Annotated in this window: 11 protein-coding genes; 6 read left to right on the top strand and 5 right to left on the bottom strand. The window is 75.5% G+C overall.

Going from position 1 to position 16,433, the window contains the following annotated elements; translation table 11 throughout:
* Nucleotides 1–2: 2 nt before the first annotated feature.
* Nucleotides 3–839 carry a helix-turn-helix domain-containing protein gene (locus OO48_RS24830; RefSeq protein ID WP_245194789.1) on the bottom strand — a complete coding sequence of 279 codons (837 nt, stop codon included), beginning with the start codon at nucleotides 837–839 and terminating at the stop codon, nucleotides 3–5.
* A gap of 55 nt (nucleotides 840–894) precedes the next feature.
* Between OO48_RS24830 and OO48_RS24825 the strand changes: the two genes are divergently transcribed.
* Genes OO48_RS24825 through OO48_RS38515 form a run of 3 tightly spaced genes read left to right on the top strand, consistent with a single transcriptional unit; the run spans nucleotide 895 to nucleotide 2,753 of the window.
* Complete coding sequence (locus OO48_RS24825; protein ID WP_033220030.1) at nucleotides 895–2,097, top strand: MFS transporter; 1,203 nt, start codon at nucleotides 895–897, stop codon at nucleotides 2,095–2,097.
* Between the two features lie 10 nt (nucleotides 2,098–2,107).
* A complete protein-coding gene (locus tag OO48_RS24820; RefSeq protein ID WP_033220028.1) occupies nucleotides 2,108–2,578 on the top strand; it encodes a PPOX class F420-dependent oxidoreductase in 471 nt (156 codons plus the stop codon).
* 28 nt (nucleotides 2,579–2,606) lie between these two features.
* Nucleotides 2,607–2,753, top strand: coding sequence for a hypothetical protein (locus tag OO48_RS38515; RefSeq protein WP_157845527.1), 147 nt, complete (start codon nucleotides 2,607–2,609; stop codon nucleotides 2,751–2,753).
* 56 nt (nucleotides 2,754–2,809) lie between these two features.
* Here OO48_RS38515 and OO48_RS24815 read toward each other — a convergent pair whose 3' ends face one another.
* On the bottom strand, nucleotides 2,810–3,904 hold the full coding sequence (locus OO48_RS24815) for an NADH:flavin oxidoreductase/NADH oxidase (RefSeq protein ID WP_033220026.1): 1,095 nt from the start codon (nucleotides 3,902–3,904) through the stop codon (nucleotides 2,810–2,812).
* 111 nt (nucleotides 3,905–4,015) lie between these two features.
* Between OO48_RS24815 and OO48_RS24810 the strand changes: the two genes are divergently transcribed.
* From OO48_RS24810 to OO48_RS24800, 3 genes are all read left to right on the top strand, one after another.
* Nucleotides 4,016–4,360, top strand: a complete 345-nt coding sequence (locus tag OO48_RS24810; protein WP_033220072.1) for an ArsR/SmtB family transcription factor — start codon at nucleotides 4,016–4,018, stop codon at nucleotides 4,358–4,360.
* 287 nt (nucleotides 4,361–4,647) lie between these two features.
* The gene (locus OO48_RS24805) at nucleotides 4,648–6,339 is read left to right on the top strand and encodes a glycosyltransferase family 2 protein (RefSeq protein ID WP_033220023.1); all 1,692 of its coding nucleotides are present in this window, start codon (nucleotides 4,648–4,650) and stop codon (nucleotides 6,337–6,339) included.
* A 15-nt stretch (nucleotides 6,340–6,354) separates the two neighbouring features.
* On the top strand, nucleotides 6,355–9,207 hold the full coding sequence (locus OO48_RS24800; RefSeq protein ID WP_033220021.1) for an acyltransferase family protein: 2,853 nt from the start codon (nucleotides 6,355–6,357) through the stop codon (nucleotides 9,205–9,207).
* Between the two features lie 82 nt (nucleotides 9,208–9,289).
* Here the strand turns inward: OO48_RS24800 and OO48_RS24795 are convergent, their stop codons facing one another.
* From OO48_RS24795 to OO48_RS24785, 3 genes are all read right to left on the bottom strand, one after another.
* A complete protein-coding gene (locus OO48_RS24795; protein WP_033220019.1) occupies nucleotides 9,290–13,840 on the bottom strand; it encodes a hypothetical protein in 4,551 nt (1,516 codons plus the stop codon).
* A gap of 81 nt (nucleotides 13,841–13,921) precedes the next feature.
* On the bottom strand, nucleotides 13,922–14,803 hold the full coding sequence (locus OO48_RS24790) for a hypothetical protein (protein ID WP_033220018.1): 882 nt from the start codon (nucleotides 14,801–14,803) through the stop codon (nucleotides 13,922–13,924).
* A 76-nt stretch (nucleotides 14,804–14,879) separates the two neighbouring features.
* A partial coding sequence (locus tag OO48_RS24785) for a hypothetical protein (protein WP_033220017.1) occupies nucleotides 14,880–16,433 on the bottom strand: 1,554 nt, incomplete at its 5' end.

Here is a 16,433-nt window from a genome sequence, read left to right as displayed (position 1 = left end):
CGTCAGCCCCGCTGGTAGCGGCCGGGAGTGGTGCCGAAGGCGTGCCGGAACGCCTCGACGAACGCGCTCGGCGAGCGGAAGCCGCAGGCGGCGGCGGTGGCGGTGACCGAGCGGCCGCCGGCCAGCAGCACCAGGGCGTGCTGGAGCCGCAGTTGGGTGCGCCACTGCGGGAAGCCCAGGCCGAGTTCGGCCCGGAACAGCCGGCTGAGGGTGCGTTCGGCGGCGCCGACGGCGCGGCCGAGTTCGGCCAGCGAGCGGTCGTCGGCCGGGTCGGCGGCGAGCAGCGCGGCGAGGTCGCGCAGCCGGGGGTCGGTGGGCCGCGGGAGGCCGAGCGGCAGTTCGGGGGCGTGCGCGAGCTGGTCCAGGGCGGCCTGTTCGAGCGTCCGGGCGGGCCGTCCGGTGGGTGCGTCGGGGCCGGTCAGGTGGGCGATGATCTCGCGCAGCAGCGGGGTGACGGCGAGCACGGCGGGCGCGGCGAGCCGCAGCGGGTCGGTACCGGCCGGGTAGACCAGGCAGCGCAACTCGCTCGTCCCGTACGCCTGCTGGGCGTGCGGGACGCCGGCAGGCAGCCACACCGCGCGGTGCGGCGGGACGACCCAGCGGCCGCGCGGGGTGCTCACCTCCAGCACGCCCAGGCCGGGGGTGATCAGCTGGTCGACGTCGTGCCAGTGCCAGTCGATCCGCTGCCGGTGGGCCAGCGGGTGCCGACTGGGCCCGGTCTCCTTCTGGTGCGCGGCGCGCGACGGGCCGTCCCCGGGGCGCACGGCGTCCGGCGGACCGCCGCCGGGGCGCATGGCGTCCGGCGGGCCGTCCTCGGCGGGTTGGCGGGTTGGCGACACAGGTTGGCAGAGTAGCGGAAGCCCGCACCCGGCCGCGGCCGCCAGTCTGGTCCGCATGACGAACGAACTGCCCGGCGTGTGGCGCCGGATGCGGATGTGGGGCGCGGCGCACGCCGTGGACGACCTGTACCAGGGCCTGGTGCCCGCGGTGGTGCCGTACTTCGTCCTGGAGCGCGGCTACGGGTACGTGGCGGCGGGCGGGCTGACCCTGGCGGCGACGCTGGGCAGCGCCGTCCCGCAGCCGCTGGTGGGCCTGCTGGTGGACCGGCGCCCGCTGCCCTGGCTGTCGGCGGCGGGGCTGGCGCTGGCCGGGCTGGGCGCGGGGCTGAGCGGGCTGGCCGACGGGTACGCGCTGGTGTGGCTGCTGGTGCTGCTCTCCGGCCTCGGGGTGGCGGCCTTCCACCCGGCGGCGGGGCGGGCGGCCCGGGAGGCGGCGGGCGACTCCACCGGGGCGATGAGCGTCTTCGCGGCGGGCGGCAGCGTCGGGTTCTTCCTGGCGCCGGTGCTGGCCACCCCGCTGCTGTCGGCGTGGGGCGTGCGGGCGACGGCGGTGTTCGTGCTGCCGGCGCTGCTGATGGCGGCGGTGCTGTTCCGGGCCCGGCACCGGACGTACCCGCACCCGGGCGGCGGGGCGAGGCGCGCCGGGAAGGACCGCTGGCGGCCGTTCCTGGTGCTGACCGGGGTGGAGGTCGTCCGCTCGGTGGTGTTCTTCGGCGTCAGCACCTTCATCGAGCTGTACTGGCTGCGGCAGTTGCACGCCTCGCACCTGCTGGCGGGCGCGGCGCTGACCTGCTTCCTGCTCGGCGGCGTCGCGGGCACCCTGGGCGGCGGGCGGCTGGCCGACCGGATCGGCATGGTGCGCACCGCGCAGTGGGGCACCGCGCTGACCGTCCCGGCGCTGGTGCTGCTGCGGGTGACGCCCGGCGCGTGGGCGCCGCTGCTGTTCGCGGTGCTGGCGGGCGCGGTGCTGAACCTGCCGTTCGCCGTGCTGGTCAAGCTGGGCCAGGACTACCTGCCCAACCGCCCCGGCACCGCCGCCGGCGTCACCCTCGGCCTGGCCGTCAGCATCGGCGGCCTGGCCGCCCCGCTGTTCGGACTGCTCGCCCAGCACCACGGCCCGCAGGGCGTGCTGACGGTGCTGCCCGCGATCCCGCTGCTGGGCGTGGCGCTCGGCGCGTTCATGGTCGAGCCGGGCCGCTGGAAGGACACGGACGACGCGGCCCCCGACCTCGAACCGGCCGGGAGCGCCGCCTCCTAGGCTGGGCGGCATGAGTCCTTCGATCGCCACCAACACCCGGGTCGGCCTGGCCGAACTGCTGGAGTTCGTCCGCCCCCGCCACCGCGCGCTGCTGCTCACCCGCCGCACCGACGGCACCCCGCAGGCCTCCCCGCTGACCTGCGGGGTGGACGACGCCGGCCGGATCGTCGTCTCCACCTACCCCGAGCGGGCCAAGACCCGCAACGCCAAGCGGGACGCCGCGGTGAGCGTGGTCGTGCTCTCCGACGAGTGGAACGGCCCCTGGGTGCAGGTGGACGGCGAGGCCGAGGTGCTGGACATGCCGGAGGCCCTGGAGCCGCTGGTGGAGTACTACCGCAACATCGCCGGCGAGCACCCGGACTGGGAGGAGTACCGCGAGGCGATGCGCCGCCAGGACAAGTCGCTGATCCGGATCACCCCGCGGCGCTGGGGCCCGATCGCCACCGGCGGCTTCCCGGCCCGGCTGGCGCCCGAGCAGTAGCCGCCCGCAGGCGGCGGGCCGGAGAACCGTGCCGGGCGCCGAGCCCGTCGTCGTCCCGCTGGAGGACCTGCTGGACGCCCGGTGCGACCGGGAGCTGCGCCACGACGACGGCGCCGAGGTGGAGGTCGGGTTCGCCTGCGTCCTGACCGGGCCACTGGTCAACGCCCCGCGTTGAGCGCCACGGCGCGCGGACCCGGGCCGGGGCCTGCGCGCCGTGGTGCAGCGCGGGGGTCAGCCGCGCGGGCCGACCGCGTAGCCGTACTGGGCGGGCCAGCTGCGGGGGACGTCGAGTTCGCGGGCGGCGTGCAGCGGCCAGTACGGGTCGCGCAGCAGCTCGCGGCCGAGCATGACCGCGTCGGCGCGGCCCTCGGCGACGATCTCCTCGGCCTGGGCGGCGTCGGTGATCAGGCCGACCGCGTTGACCGGGAGGCCGGACTCGCGGCGGACGGTCTCGGCGAACGGGACCTGGTAGGCGGGCTCGACGGGGATCTCCGCGTGCGGGACGTTGCCGCCGGTGGAGACGTCGATCAGGTCGACGCCGAGGGCCTGGAGCTCCTTGGCGAGCAGGACGGACTCCTCGACCGTCCAGCTGGGCTCCTCGGGGAGCCAGTCGGTGGCGGAGATCCGGAAGAACACCGGGAGTTCGGCGGGCCACACGGCCCGGACCGCCGCGGCGACCTCGCGGGCGAAGCGGCTGCGCCCGGCGAAGTCGCCGCCGTAGCCGTCGGTGCGGTGGTTGGAGACCGGGGAGAGGAACTGGTGGGTGAGGTAGCCGTGCGCGCCGTGCACCTCGACGACCTTGAACCCGGCGGCCAGGGCGCGGCGGGCCGAGGCGGCGAAGTCCTCGACCAGTTCGGCGATCTGCTCCTCGGTCAGCTCGGCCGGGACGGGGTAGCCCTCCTTGAACGGCAGCGGGGAGGGGCCCACCACCGGCCAGCCGCCCTCCTCGACCGGGAGCGGGCCGCCGCCGAGGCCGGGGCGGTTGGTGGACGCCTTGCGGCCCGCGTGGGCGAGCTGGATCGCCGGGACGGAGCCGTGCTGGGCGATCAGCGCGGCGACCCGGGCCAGCTGCTCCTGCTGGCGGTCGTTCCACAGGCCGAGGTCCCACGGGGAGATCCGGCCGTCGGGGCGGACGCCGGTGGCCTCGACCATCACCAGTCCGGCGCCGCCGGCGGCGCGGGAGCCGAGGTGGGCGAGGTGGAAGTCGGTGGCGACGCCGGTGTCGGAGCCTTCGGGGGCGGCCGAGTACATGCACATCGGGCTGAGCCAAATCCGGTTGGGGATGGTCAGCGAACGGAGGGTGATGGGCTCGAACAGGGCGCTCACGACTGCCCGTCCTTCCTGTGGTCCGACACGGCTTCTTCCACTTCGTACGATACCCACCGTACTACGAGAACTGTCAAACTACGAGAGATGTCGTACTATGGCAGCGTGACCATCGACCACGACCAGGACTGCCCCGGGCTGCTCCCCGAACCCCCCACCGCGGAGCTGCAGTTGGCGTGCGTCCTGCATGCGCTGGCGGATCCGATCCGGCTGCGGATCGTCTCCGAGCTGGCGGACGCGGGCGGCGACGAGCTGAACTGCCTGGCGTTCGAGCTGCCGGTCACCAAGTCGACGATGACGCACCACTTCCGGGTGCTGCGGGAGGCCGGGCTGATCCGCCAGCACCGGCGCGGCACCTCGAAGATGAACACCCTGCGCGCGGAGGACCTGGCCGCCCGCTTCCCCGGCCTGCTGGACGCCGTGCTGGCCGCCGCCGGATGCCCGGCCCGTCACTGAGGGCCACCTGACGCCCCGTCAAGCCCTGGCGGAACGCCGCCACTTCATCCGGCGGACGCCCGCCGCGCCGGGCCCGGAACCACTGCGCCACATTGCGCGTCAACCGCCCCGGAGGCCCCGCACGCACCTCGGCGGCGATCTTTCCTGACACGGTCATGCCTGGTCACGCCTGGTCATGCCGCCTTCACCCGAGTTGTCCCGGCGTTCATCCACCGTGGTCATTTGGTCTATACCAATCAGGTAATCTGACCGACGACAGGTGTCAATGTCCGGCCGTGGGGGGCCCAATGACTGCCAATCACCTTCCGTCACCACCTTCCGATCAGGAGCTCTACTGGTACTTCGGGCCTCAGCGCCGCTGGGTCCCGCTGCTGTCCGCGCTCGCCTTCACGGTCAGCGCCGGCACCATGCTCAGCTTCTCGCTGCGCAACCCGGCCCTGTGGCCGTTCCTCGCCGTCCTCGGCATCAACGCCGTCGCACTCGCGCTGACCTGCCTGAACGGGCTGCGCCGCCGCCGCTTCACCCGGGCCGGCCACGAACTGCTGGTCGCCGCCTGGCAGCCGACCCGGCCGCCGTCCGTCGACCTGTACCTGCCGACCTGCGGCGAACCGCTCGACATCCTGGAGAACGCCTACCGCGCGGTCGCCCGCAGCGAGTACCCGGGACGCCTCGACGTCTGGGTGCTCGACGACGCAGACCGTCCCGAAGTCGCCCGCCTGGCAAAGGAGTTCGGCTACCACTACGTGGTCCGGCCGAACCGCGGCGAGTTCAAGAAGGCCGGCAACCTCAACCACGCGCTGACCCTCGGCGACGGCGAGTTCATCGCCATCCTGGACGCCGACTTCGCGCCGCGCGCCGACCTGCTGCGGCACCTGCTGCCGTACTTCGGCGACCCGAAGGTCGGCATCGTGCAGAGCCCGCAGTGCTTCGACACCGACGCCTCGATGGGCTGGGTGCAGCGCGCCGCCGGCTCCGCCCAGGAGTGGTTCTTCCGCTGGGTGCAGCCCAGCCGGGACGCCTCCGACGCCGCCATCTGCTGCGGCTCCAACGCCGTCTACCGGCGCGCCGCGATCGACGCCGCGGGCGGCTTCGCCCGGCTCGACCACAGCGAGGACATGTACACCGGCCTCGCCCTGCACCAGCAGGGCTACACCACCCGGTACGTGCCGGTGCTGGTCGCCAAGGGCACCTCGCCGGACTCCACCACCAGCTTCGTCAACCAGCAGTACCGCTGGACGATGGGCAACCTGCACCTGATCGGCGACCGGGCCACCCGCAGGGCGATGACCTGGCGGATGCGCCGCTGCTTCGACGAGGGCATCGTCGGCTACCTGGCCGCCGCCGTGAACGTGCTCACCGCCCCGCTGCCGCCGCTGGTCATGCTGTTCGCCTTCCCCGGCGAAGTCCGCGCCTGGTACGTGCTGCCGATGCTCTCCCTGCTGTGGCTGTGGCACGTGCTGCTGCCCCGGGTCAGCCGCACCCGCTGGCGCTCCGAGGTGCTGCGCGCCAACGTGCTGATGAGCTTCGCCGCCGCCACCGCCTACTGGCACACCGTTCGCGGCCGCAGCGCCGCCTGGGTGCCCACCGGCGTCGCCAAGCCCGGCCGCTCCGGCGGCATGGCCCGCAAGGTGCTGCTGGTCTCCCTGCTGTGGACGGCCGGCACCCTGGCCGCCACCGGCATCGGCGTGGCCGCCGCGACCTGGCTGCACGGCTGGCACACCACCTGGGGCCTGGCCCTGTACCTGGCCGTGCAACTGCACCTCGGCCTGCCGCTGATCCGCGACCTGTACGCCGAACTCCGGCCCCGCACCGCCGACTCCACCGACTCCACCGACTCCACCGACTCCGCCGACTCCGGGGCCCGCCCGGCGATGCGGCCGCGGCGCTGGCCCGAGGCCCTCGCCGTCACGAGCACGCTCGCCCTGATCGCCCTGCTCGCCTCCGGCTGGGCAGCCCCGATGCTGCCCTGGCTGGGCTGAAAGGTCCACGCTCCCGTGTCCACCAGTACCGCCCCGAGTACCGCCCCGCTCACCGTCGTGCTGAGCCAAGCACCGGTCGAGCGGCCGAAGTTCCGACCCGACATCGAGGGCCTGCGGGCCGTCGCCGTGCTCGCCGTCCTCGCCTTCCACGCCGCCGTGCCCGGTTTCGCGGGCGGCTTCGCCGGCGTCGACGTCTTCTTCGTCGTCTCCGGCTACCTGATCACCGGCCTGCTGCGCACCGAGACCGCGCACACCGGGCGCGTCCGGCTCACCGAGTTCTACTCCCGCCGGGCCCGCCGGCTGCTGCCCTCCGCCGCCGTCGTGCTGGCCGTGGTCGCGGTCGTCGGCGCCCTGCTCACCGCGCCGCTGCGCCGCGCCGACCTGGAGCGCGACGTCCTCGCCTCCGCGCTGTCCGTCGCCAACTGGCGCTTCATCGCCGAACAGACCGACTACCTGGCGGCCGGCCGCGACCCGAGCGCGCTGCTGCACTTCTGGTCGCTCGCCGTCGAGGAGCAGTTCTACCTGCTCTGGGCCCCGCTGCTGGCCCTCGCCGCCCGCTGGGCCTGGCGCCGCCGCACCCTGCTCGGCCTGACCCTGCTGCTCGGCGCCGGCTCCTTCTGGCTCTCCCTGCACTGGAGCGCCGGCGCCTACCTCTCCACGCCCACCCGGGCCTGGCAGTTCGCCGCCGGAGCCGCCGTCGCCCTGCTGCCGATCGGGCAGCTGCCCAGACTGGCGAGGGAGTTGCTGGGCCTCGGCGGCCTGGCTGCGGTGCTCGCCGCACTGCTGCTGTTCGACGGGCGCACCCCCTACCCCGGGTACGCCGCGCTGCTGCCGACCGCCGGCACCGCCGCGATCCTGCTGGCCGGCTCCGGCGGCGCCCACCTGGTCGGACGGGCGCTGTCGCTCGGCGCGCCGCGCGCGATCGGCCGGCTCTCCTACAACCTGTACCTGTGGCACTGGCCGGTGCTGGTCCTCGCCGAGGCCCGGTGGGGCGCCCTGCACTGGGGCGTCAAGGCCGCCCTCACCGCCGCCGCCGCGCTGCCCGCGTACGCCGCCCTGCGCTGGCTGGAGCAGCCGCTGCGCCGCAGCCGGGTGCTGGGCGAGATCCCGCGCCGCGGGCTGTCACTGGGCCTGACCGCGGTGGTCTTCCCGGTGCTGCTGGCGCTGGTCGTCGGCTCCGGCACCATCCGCAACCTCGGCCCGGCCACTCCCCCGGACCCGTCCGGCCTGCCGCCGGGCGCCCGCACCGGCAGCAGCCTGCTGGCCGCCGCGCCGCCCCCGCACGCGCCGACCGTGCCCAACCCCGTCCAGGCCCGGCAGGACTTCCCGCCGGACGGCGCCTGCGAGGTGGACCCGGCCGACACCACCAGCCCGCCGTGCCGCTTCGGCACCGGCGACGACCGGATCGTGCTGCTCGGCGACTCGCACGCCGGACAGTGGTTCTCCGCCGTGCTCGGCATCGCCGCCCAGCACCGCCTGTCCGTCGAGGAGCTCGTCAAGCAGGGCTGCCCGCTGCCCGAAATCACGGTCACCAACCCACAGTTGGGCCGCACCTACCACGAGTGCGACACCTGGCGGGCGAACACCCTGACCAGGCTGAAGGACGGTCCGAGGCCCAAGCTGATCGTCGTCTCCACGCTCAACCGCTACACCGCCGACCGGGCCGCGCTGCTGCGCGGCTGGGAGCGGACCCTGACCCCGCTGCGGGAGCTGGGCGTCCCGGTCGTCTACCTGCAGGACACCCCGAACCCCGGCCTGGACGTCCCGGCCTGCGTCTCCGGGCACCCGGACACCACCTCCGCCTGCGACTTCCCGCGCACCACGGGCCTGTACGCCGACCCGCTGGCCGAGGAGATCGCCGCCGGGAAGTTCCCGGGCGTGCGGACGGTCGAGGTCAACTCGGTGCTCTGCCCGGCGAGCGGGCGCGGCTGCCCGGCCGTCCTGGAGCACGTGCTGCTGTACCGCGACGACTCCCACCTGACCAACGCCGCAGCCGTGGTGCTCACCCCGCGTCTGGACCAACTCCTGATCGACAGCGGCGCGTTCGGCCCCAAGGACGGCTGGACGACGCTGCTGCGCGACGAGTTCGACGGCCCGGCCGGCGGTAGGCCCGACCCGGCCGCCTGGCAGTACGACCTGGGCACCTGCTACCCGGGCTGCCCGGCCCCGCGGTGGGGCACCGGCGAGATCGAGACCATGACCGACTCCGCCGAGAACGTCCACCTGGACGGCAGGGGCGCGCTGGAGATCACGCCCACCCGGGACGCGGCCGGCCGCTGGTCCTCCGGGCGGATCGAGTCCAGGCGGGCCGACTTCGCCGCCCCGGCGGGCGGAATCCTGCGGGTGGAGGCCGAGTTGGCGCTCCCCGACGTGCACGGCGGGGCCGCGGCCGGGTACTGGCCCGCGTTCTGGGCGCTCGGCGGCAAGCTCCGCGACGGGTACACCGGCTGGCCCGGCGTCGGCGAGCTGGACGTCCTCGAATCCGTCGGCGGGCGCGGCGTGTTCGGCACCGTGCACTGCGGCACCACCCCCGGCGGGCCGTGCCGGGAGCCGAACGGCCTGGGCTCCGGCGAGCAGCCCTGCGCGGACTGCTGGGGCGCCTTCCACACCTACGCCGTCGAGATCGACCGCTCCACCGACCCGGAACGGGTCCGCTGGCTGCGTGACGGCAGGGAGTACTTCGAGGTCACCGCCGACCGGGTCGACCCGGCCGCCTGGGACCAGGCCGTCCACCACGGGATCTTCCTGATCCTGAACGTCGCCGTCGGCGGCGACCTCCCCGCCGCGTACGGCAGTTCACCCACCGCCGGGACGGAACCGGGCCACCCGATGAAGGTCGCCTCCGTCACCGTCTCCACCAGGGGGTAGCGAGGACCCCGCAGGATCGCGGCACGTCCGGGATCGCGGCACGGTGCCCCGCGTGCACCGCGCCGCGATCCCCGCGTCGCGCCTACTCCGGCTTGCGGAACATCCGCGTCGCGGTGATCTCGCCGTGGACGGCCGGCCCGTCCGGGTCCTGCGGGGCCGGGAGGCCGGGGCGCAGGTGCTCCTCCACCGAGATGTACTTGAGGCCGGCCCGCAGGTCGGCGTCGTTGCGCAGGCGGATGACGAGCGGGAACTCGGCCAGCGCGGTGGTGTCGAACAGGCCGGTGGTGTAGATGAGTTGGACGCCGAGCGCGTCGGCGACGGCGCGCTGGAGCTCCAGCAGGTAGGTCGCGTTGGCGCGGCCGATCGGGTTGTCGAGGAACAGCGTTCCGGCGTGCCGCAGCTGGGACTGGCCGCGGTCGTTGGCGCGCAGCGCGGCCATCGTGCAGTAGAGGGCGATGGCGGCGGTGAGCAGTTGGCCGCCGGAGAAGACGTCCGACATCTGGCCGACCGGGACGCGCTCGGCGCGCAGCACCGCGTCCGGCTTGAGGATCTCCACCGAGACGCCCCGGGGGCCGATCGCGGCGGCGACGCCGCGCAGCAGCAGGGACATGCCGTCGCGGCGCAGGTCGGAGTTCTTCTTGACGGCGGAGCGGGTGGCCTCGTCGATGACCTCGCCGAGCCGTTCGACCAGGACGGCGTGGTCCGGGTCCTCGAAGCGGATCCGCAGGAACTCCTGCCCCGACCAGTCGCCGAGGCCCTCGGGGAGCCGGGAGAGCCGCTGGGCGGCGCGCAGGGTGCCGAGCGAGGTCTCGACCAGGCCGCGCAGGCGGTCGACGATGGAGGAGCGGTTGCGCTCCAACTGGGCGAGCTCGTCGGTGAGGACGCGCAGCCGGGGCGCGAACGCGGCGGCCCAGGCGGCGGCGTGGTCGGGCAGCGCGGCGGCGGGCAGCTCGCGGATCTGCTGGCGGGCGGGGGTGCGGACTGCCTCGTAGCGGGCGGCGTTGGCGTGCCGGACGAGGGCGTCGGCGGCGTCGCGGACGGCGAGTTCGGCGCCGGTGAGTTCGGTGGCGGCGGTCCGCATGGCGCGCCGGGTGTCGGTGACGGCGGCGCGGGCGGCGGCGAGCGAGCCGAGGTAGGCGTCGGCTTCGGGGTCGGTCTCCTCGCCGTTGTCGCGCAGCGCGTCGCGCAGCTGTCCGGCGAGTTCCTCGAAGTCCGCGGCGGCGGCCTGCGCCTGGTCCAGCGTCCGCTGCAGGTCGCCGTGCTCGGTCCGGGCGGAGTCGACCCGCTCGCGGCGTTCGGCGAGCAGGGCGGTGGCGGTGCGCAGCAGGGCCTGGGCGTGCTCGGGGTCGGCGGGGAGCAGGTCCTCGGGGAGTTCGGTGTGCGCCTCCCCGTTGACCGGCGCGGAGCGTTCGGCGTCGCCGCGCAGCCGGCCGACCTCCTCGGAGGCGGCGCCGGAGCGGGCCTCGATGATGGCGACGAGTTCCTCGGCGCGGGCGGCGGCGGCCTGCCGGGCGGGGCCGTCGGCGCCGTCGGGGCTGGCGAGGAGTTCCTCGGCGCGGGCCTTGACCTTGTTGCTGAGCCGGTCCAGCTCGGCGGCGGCGGCGGTCTCGTCGCTCTCGGCGCGGGCCTGTTCGGCGCGCAGGTCGGCGCCGACGCCGACCTTCTCGTAGAGCTGGGCGGCGGCCCGGTACGCCTCGCGCAGGGCGGGCAGCGAGGTGGGCGCGACGGTGGGGTCGGGTTCGGCGCCGGAGCCGACGGCGGCGATCTCGGCGCGTTCGCCGCGCAGCGTGCGGGCGGTGCGGCGGGCGTCGTCGGCGGCGCGCTGGGCGGCGCGGCGGTCCTCGTCGCAGGTGCGGGCGCGTTCGGCGCACTGGGCCTGGCGGCGTTCGCACTCGGCGGCGTCGTCGGCGAGTTCGCGCAGGCGGCGGGTCCAGTTGGCGCGCTCGCGCAGGCGGAAGGCGAGTCCTTCGAGGGCGTCGGCGCGGCGGCGGGCGCGCTGGGCGGCCTCCCGGCACTCCTCGTGGCGGGCGGCGGCGGCCTGGTGCTCGGCGTCGGCGTCGGCGTGGTCGGCGCGCAGGGTGGCGAGTTCGGCGGCGGTGGTCTCGGCGTGCAGGGCGGCCGCGGCGGCGTTCTCGGCGAGTTCGGCGAGGGTGCCGGGCGGGCAGCTGGCGTGCCAGGAGGCGAGCCGGGCGGCCAGGGCGCGGTCGCCGCCGAGCCGGGCGGCGAGTTCGCGGATGTGCTCCTCGCGGGCGGTGGCGCGGGCGCGCAGTGCGCGGCGCTCGTCGTCGGCGGCGGTCTCGTTGTGCATGGCCGGGTTGGGCGGCACGAGGAAGAACCCCGGTTCGCCCTCGATGGGGGCGATCAGGGCGGCGGCGGTGCCGACGGCGACGGTGGAGCGCGGCAGCAGGGCGGCGGCGGCCAGTGCCTCGCGGGCCCGCTCCAGCGAGGCGGGGTCGGTGACCACGACGCCGTCGACGAGTTCGGGGCGGGCGGCGAGGATGGCGTCGTGGTCGGCGGGGTCGACGGACTGGGCGAGGTAGCGCCAGCCGGGCAGGGCGGGGATGCCCTGTTCGCCGAGGTGCTCGACGGTGGCGAGGACGTCCGGGCCGGGCGGCAGCAGCCCGCCGTCGCCGAGGGCGGCCAGGATGCGGGAGTCGTCGGCGGCGGCGGTGCGCAGGTCGAACAGGGTGCGTTCGGCGGTGGCGACGGACTGGTCGAGCAGTTCGCGCAGGTCCTCGGCGCAGGTGTCGAGGCCGCGCGGGGTGAGGAAGCCCTCGGTCTCCTCGGCGCCGTCCTGATAGGGCGTCAGGGAGAGCAGTTCGGCGAGCCGGGGCTCGGCGGCGAGCTGGGCGGCGGTGCGCTGTTCGGCGGCCAGGGCGCGCTCGGCGGCGGTGCGGGCGTCGGCGGCGCGGGCGGCGGCCAGTTCGGCGCGGGCCTCGGCGGCGGCGGTCTCGCGGACCCGGACGGCGCTCTGCTCGGCGGCGGCGCGGGCCTGGCCGAGGGCCTCGGTGGCGGCCTGCTCGGCGTCGGCGGCGTGCAGGGCGGCGCGGGCCGGGTCGGGTTCGGCGCCGGAGTCGTCGATCCAGCCGGCTTCGACGGCGGCGGCGGTCTCCTGCTCGACCTCGCTGAGGCGCTGGCGCAGGTGCTCGGCCTCGGAGCGGGCCTTCTGGGCGGCGGTGGCGGCGGCGGTGGCCTCGGACTGGGCGGCGGCGCCGTCCTCCTGGAGCTCCCCGGCGCGCAGTTCCTCCTGGTCGGCGCGGGTCTCGGCGTTCGCGGCGGCGGCTTCGAGGGCGCGGGCGAGGGCCCCGGCGGCGCGGTCGCGGGCGGCGAGGGCGGGCGCGGCGTCGAGTTCGGCCTCGCGGATGGCGGCGGCGACCCGGCCGGCCCGGTCGGCGGCGGCGCGGTGCCGCAGGACCGCCTCGGCGGCCTGCCAGGCGGCGAACTGGGAGCGGGCGTCGGTGAGTTCGCGGCGCAGCCGGGCGGCTTCGCCGGTGGCCGCCTCCAGGCCCAGGGTGGCGTGCCGGTAGGTCAGTTCGGAGACGATCAGGGAGTGCCGGGTGCGGTCGGTCTCGGCGGCGGTGACGGCGCTCGCGGCGGCGGCGACCTCCACGGCCAGGTCGTGGACGCGGTCGCGTTCGACGGCGGAGCGGGCGGCGAGCGACAGCGCGAGCTTGCGGGTGCGCCGTTCGGCGGCGCGGTGGCCCTCGCGGACGGTCTCGCGGGCGGCGGTGGCGTCGACGATGCGCTGCAGCAGGTCGACCGAGCCGGCGGTGAAGTCGCGTTCGGCGGTGAGTTCGGCGCGGCGGCCGAGCTTGGCGGCGAAGCCGTGGACGAGGTCGGCGAGGCCGTCGGTGTCGCGGGTGTCGGTGACGGCGCGCAGCAGCAGGTCGGTGAAGTCGGCGTCGTTGCGGACGGCGAACAGGCCGGCCGCCTCGCCCTCGTCGGCGTTCATCTCGCGCTGGTAGCGGAAGAGTTCGGGGTCGAGGCCGAGGGCGCCGAGGTGCTCGATCCAGCGGTCGTGGATCTCCTCGAAGGTGACGTCGAGGTGGGGCTGCGCCTTGCCGGCCTCGGTGAGCGCGTCGCGGAAGCCCTTCATGGTGCGGCGGCGGCCGCGGGCCTGCTGGTCGCCGGTGAGGGCGGGGCGCTCGGCGACCGGCAGGCCGTCCAGGGTGAGGCCGGGGCCGGGCCGGAAGGAGTACCAGAGTTCGGCGAACTTCCGCGGGTCGGAGGAGACCTGGCGGCCGCGCCACTCGCTGACCTTGCCGACCACGATGAGTTCGCCGGTGACGGTGTGCTGCCACTCCAGGGCGACGTGGCCGCAGTCGTCGGCGAGCAGGAACTTGCGCAGCACGCCGGAGGAGGCGCCGCCCAGGGTGTTGCGGTGGCCGGGCAGCATCACCGAGAAGATCAGCTTGAGCAGCACGGACTTGCCGCCGCCGTTCTCCAGGAACAGCACGCCGGCGGGCGCGGGGCGGCGCTGCGGGCCCTCGGGCTCCTCGCCGAACAGGCCGATCTGCTGCGGCTGCGGCTCGGGCACCGGCTCGCCGACCCCGCGCAGGTCGAGCACCGTGTCGGCGTAGCGGGCGCCCGCCGGTCCGATCGAGTACAGGCGGACCCGGTTCAGCTCGTACATGTGCGGTGGTTCTCCTGAAGCTGTCTCGGCGGTGCCGAGGGTGGATCGGAGTGCGTGTCGGCGGGCGTGTCGGCAGGCGTGTCAGAGGGCGTGGAACGGCAGGCCGGCGTCGGCCACCAGCTCGTCGCTCTCGTCGGGCGGGGCCAGGGTGGGGGTGCCGTCGCTGACCGGGACGACGCCCAGGTCGAGGAGTTCGGCCATCGCGGCGCTGCCGGCCAGGTCGCGGACCTGCAACTGGTAGCGGGCGGTGGTGCGGTAGGTGCCGCCGGAGTCGTCGGAGGTCTTCTGCAGGAAGCCGGAGTCGACCAGGAAGGACACCGCCTTGGAGACGATGCCGGTGGTGGAGCCGGCCAGGCGGCGGGCGTCCTTGGTGGCGCCGGTCGCGGAGCGGCGGGCCCAGACCCGCCAGGCGGCCTCCAGGCCGGGGGCGTCGCTGGCCGGGTCGGTGTTGGCGCCCTCGGCCTCGGCGCGCTCCTCCAGACGGCGGCAGGCCTGCCGGACGAAGGCGTCCACGCCGTTGACGGTGACCCGGCCGAGGTAGCCGTCGTCGGCGAGGTCCTCGGGGCGGGGGAAGGCGAGCGCGGCCACCGCGAGGTGCGCGAGGCCGTGCAGGAAGCGGTCGGTGGACTCGGAGGCGGCGCGCCGCGAGTAGTCGCCCATCCGGACGGCGAACACCGAGTCCTCGGCGGCGGCGACGGCCATCCCGGCCCGGGCGGAGACCTCCAGCACGACCAGGCCCATACCGGTGGCGACGGCGTCGGCGAGCCGCCCGAACGGCGGGTCATCCCGGTAGCGGCGCACCAGTTCGCCGTACTCGGCGTCCCGGGCGGGCAGCAGCTTGGCCTGCAGGCCGAAGGAGACCAGCCGGGCGGCCTCGGCGACGTCCGCCGGGCTGATCGGCGCGGGGGCGGCGGCGGCCGGTTCGCCCTCGGGCGGTGTCCACGCCTCGCTGGTGGTGGTCATCCGGGGGCTCCTTCGATCCGGGCGGTGCGAGTGGTGCGGGCGGTACGGGTACTGCGGGCGCTGCGGGCGGTACGGGTCACCCGGCGCCCTCGGCGTCCCGGGCGGCGTTGGCGGCCTTGGCGTCCTTGCGGTCGGCGGCCATGCCCGCCGCGTCCAGCAGGGCGCTGCCGACGATCAGGTCGGCGCCGCCGAAGCCGGGGTCGTCCAGCCGGGTGCCGTCGTCGACGGCGAACAGCAGCCGCTCCTCGCCCTGCCGGTAGGCGGTGCCGACCGGCGGGCTGGCCGCGTGCACGGCCAGCAGGGCGACCAGGTAGGCGAGTTCGTCGCCGTCCCGGTCCTCCTCCTCGTCGAGGTCGCGGGCCCGCCGGCGGGCGTCGGCGAGCAGGCCGGAGAGCCGGCGGGGGGCGTCGGCGGGCAGGTCGAGCAGGTCGAGGGCGGCCTCCAGCTGGGCTTCGGAGAACCGGCTGTCGTCGGGGGTGGCGACCAGGTCGGGTTCGGGGAGCTCGGCGCCGAGGTGCTCGCGCTCGACGGGCGGGGTGAGCAGCAGGTCGACCAGGTCGGTGACCCGGACCGAGACGGGGGTGCGCAGGCCGGTGGCGCGGGCGAAGAACGCGTCGGTGGGGCGGGTGGCGTCGCCGAGCGGCAGGGTGAGGACGGGGGCGAGCAACTGGCCGTACAGGTCGATGCCGCTGCGCGCGGCGGGCGCGGCGAAGGCCTGCCGGTCCTGTTCGGCGCGGAACAGCGGGCCGGCCTCCAGCAGGCGGGTCTGCAGCTGGGTGTGGCGGCGGATGCAGTCCTTGACGATGTCGACGAGTTCGGCGGCGCGGCGCTTGTGCTCGCCGTCGATGCTCTCGTCGCGGGCCTTGCGGATGTTGGTGAGGATCGCGTTCTCGTGCCGGTAGCGGTCGGCGATGTGGTCGAGCGCCTCGTCGATCAGGTCGGGGACGGTCTCCATCCAGTCGACCGCGCGGACGTTGCGCCGGGTGGCCTCCAGGGCGCGGCGCAGCGTCTCGGCGTACTGGACGGTGCGGTAGCGGGCCTGTTCGGCGGCGAGCTGGGCGTCGGCGAGGCGGCCGCGCCGGATCAGCACCTCCAGCTTGACCTCGGCGGCGATCTGGGCGCTGGTCACGTCGGTGTCGAGGGCGCCGACCAGGACGTTGACGGCCTCGTCGGTGGTGCGCAGGTAGACCCCGCCGTCCTGGCCGGGGACCTCCTCGATCAGCTTGAAGTCGTAGTCGCGGCGGGTGTACTCGCCGTCCGGACCGAAGGTGCCGTAGACGGCGCGGAAGCCGCGGTCGACGCTGCCGACGTTGATCAGCGACTCCAGCACCCAGCGGGCGACCCGCTCGTGCTCGGCGACGGCCCGCCGCGGGTTCTGGGCGGCGATCCGGGGCAGCAGCCGGCTCAGCACTATGTCCCGGTCGGCGCCGGTGTCGAAGTCCATGTTGAGCGTGACCAGGTCGATCGCGGCGAGGCCGACCTCGGCCATGGTGTACGAGGCGTACTCGCCGGCCAGGTTGACCTTGCGGCTGTCCAGGTCGTGCAGCGGGGCGGTGCACGCCAGCGCCTTGAGCCGGCGGGCGAGTCCCTCGTCGGCGGCCGGGCCGGGGGCGGGCCGGGTGGGCTGGTC

It is taken from the genome of Kitasatospora phosalacinea (genome assembly GCF_000716545.1).
Taxonomy (GTDB): Bacteria; Actinomycetota; Actinomycetes; order Streptomycetales; family Streptomycetaceae; genus Kitasatospora; species Kitasatospora phosalacinea.
The sequence above is the reverse complement of the archived record's forward strand: the minus strand, read 5'-3'. Positions and strand labels throughout refer to the sequence as shown.

Coding starts and splice junctions, on each gene's coding strand:
- OO48_RS24820 (WP_033220028.1), top strand. CDS start 2,108: ATGAGTCCTTCGATCGCCACCAACACCCGGGTCGGCCTGGCCGAACTG.
- OO48_RS24795 (WP_033220019.1), bottom strand. CDS start 13,840: ATGTACGAGCTGAACCGGGTCCGCCTGTACTCGATCGGACCGGCGGGC.
- OO48_RS24805 (WP_033220023.1), top strand. CDS start 4,648: ATGACTGCCAATCACCTTCCGTCACCACCTTCCGATCAGGAGCTCTAC.
- OO48_RS24825 (WP_033220030.1), top strand. CDS start 895: ATGACGAACGAACTGCCCGGCGTGTGGCGCCGGATGCGGATGTGGGGC.
- OO48_RS24790 (WP_033220018.1), bottom strand. CDS start 14,803: ATGACCACCACCAGCGAGGCGTGGACACCGCCCGAGGGCGAACCGGCC.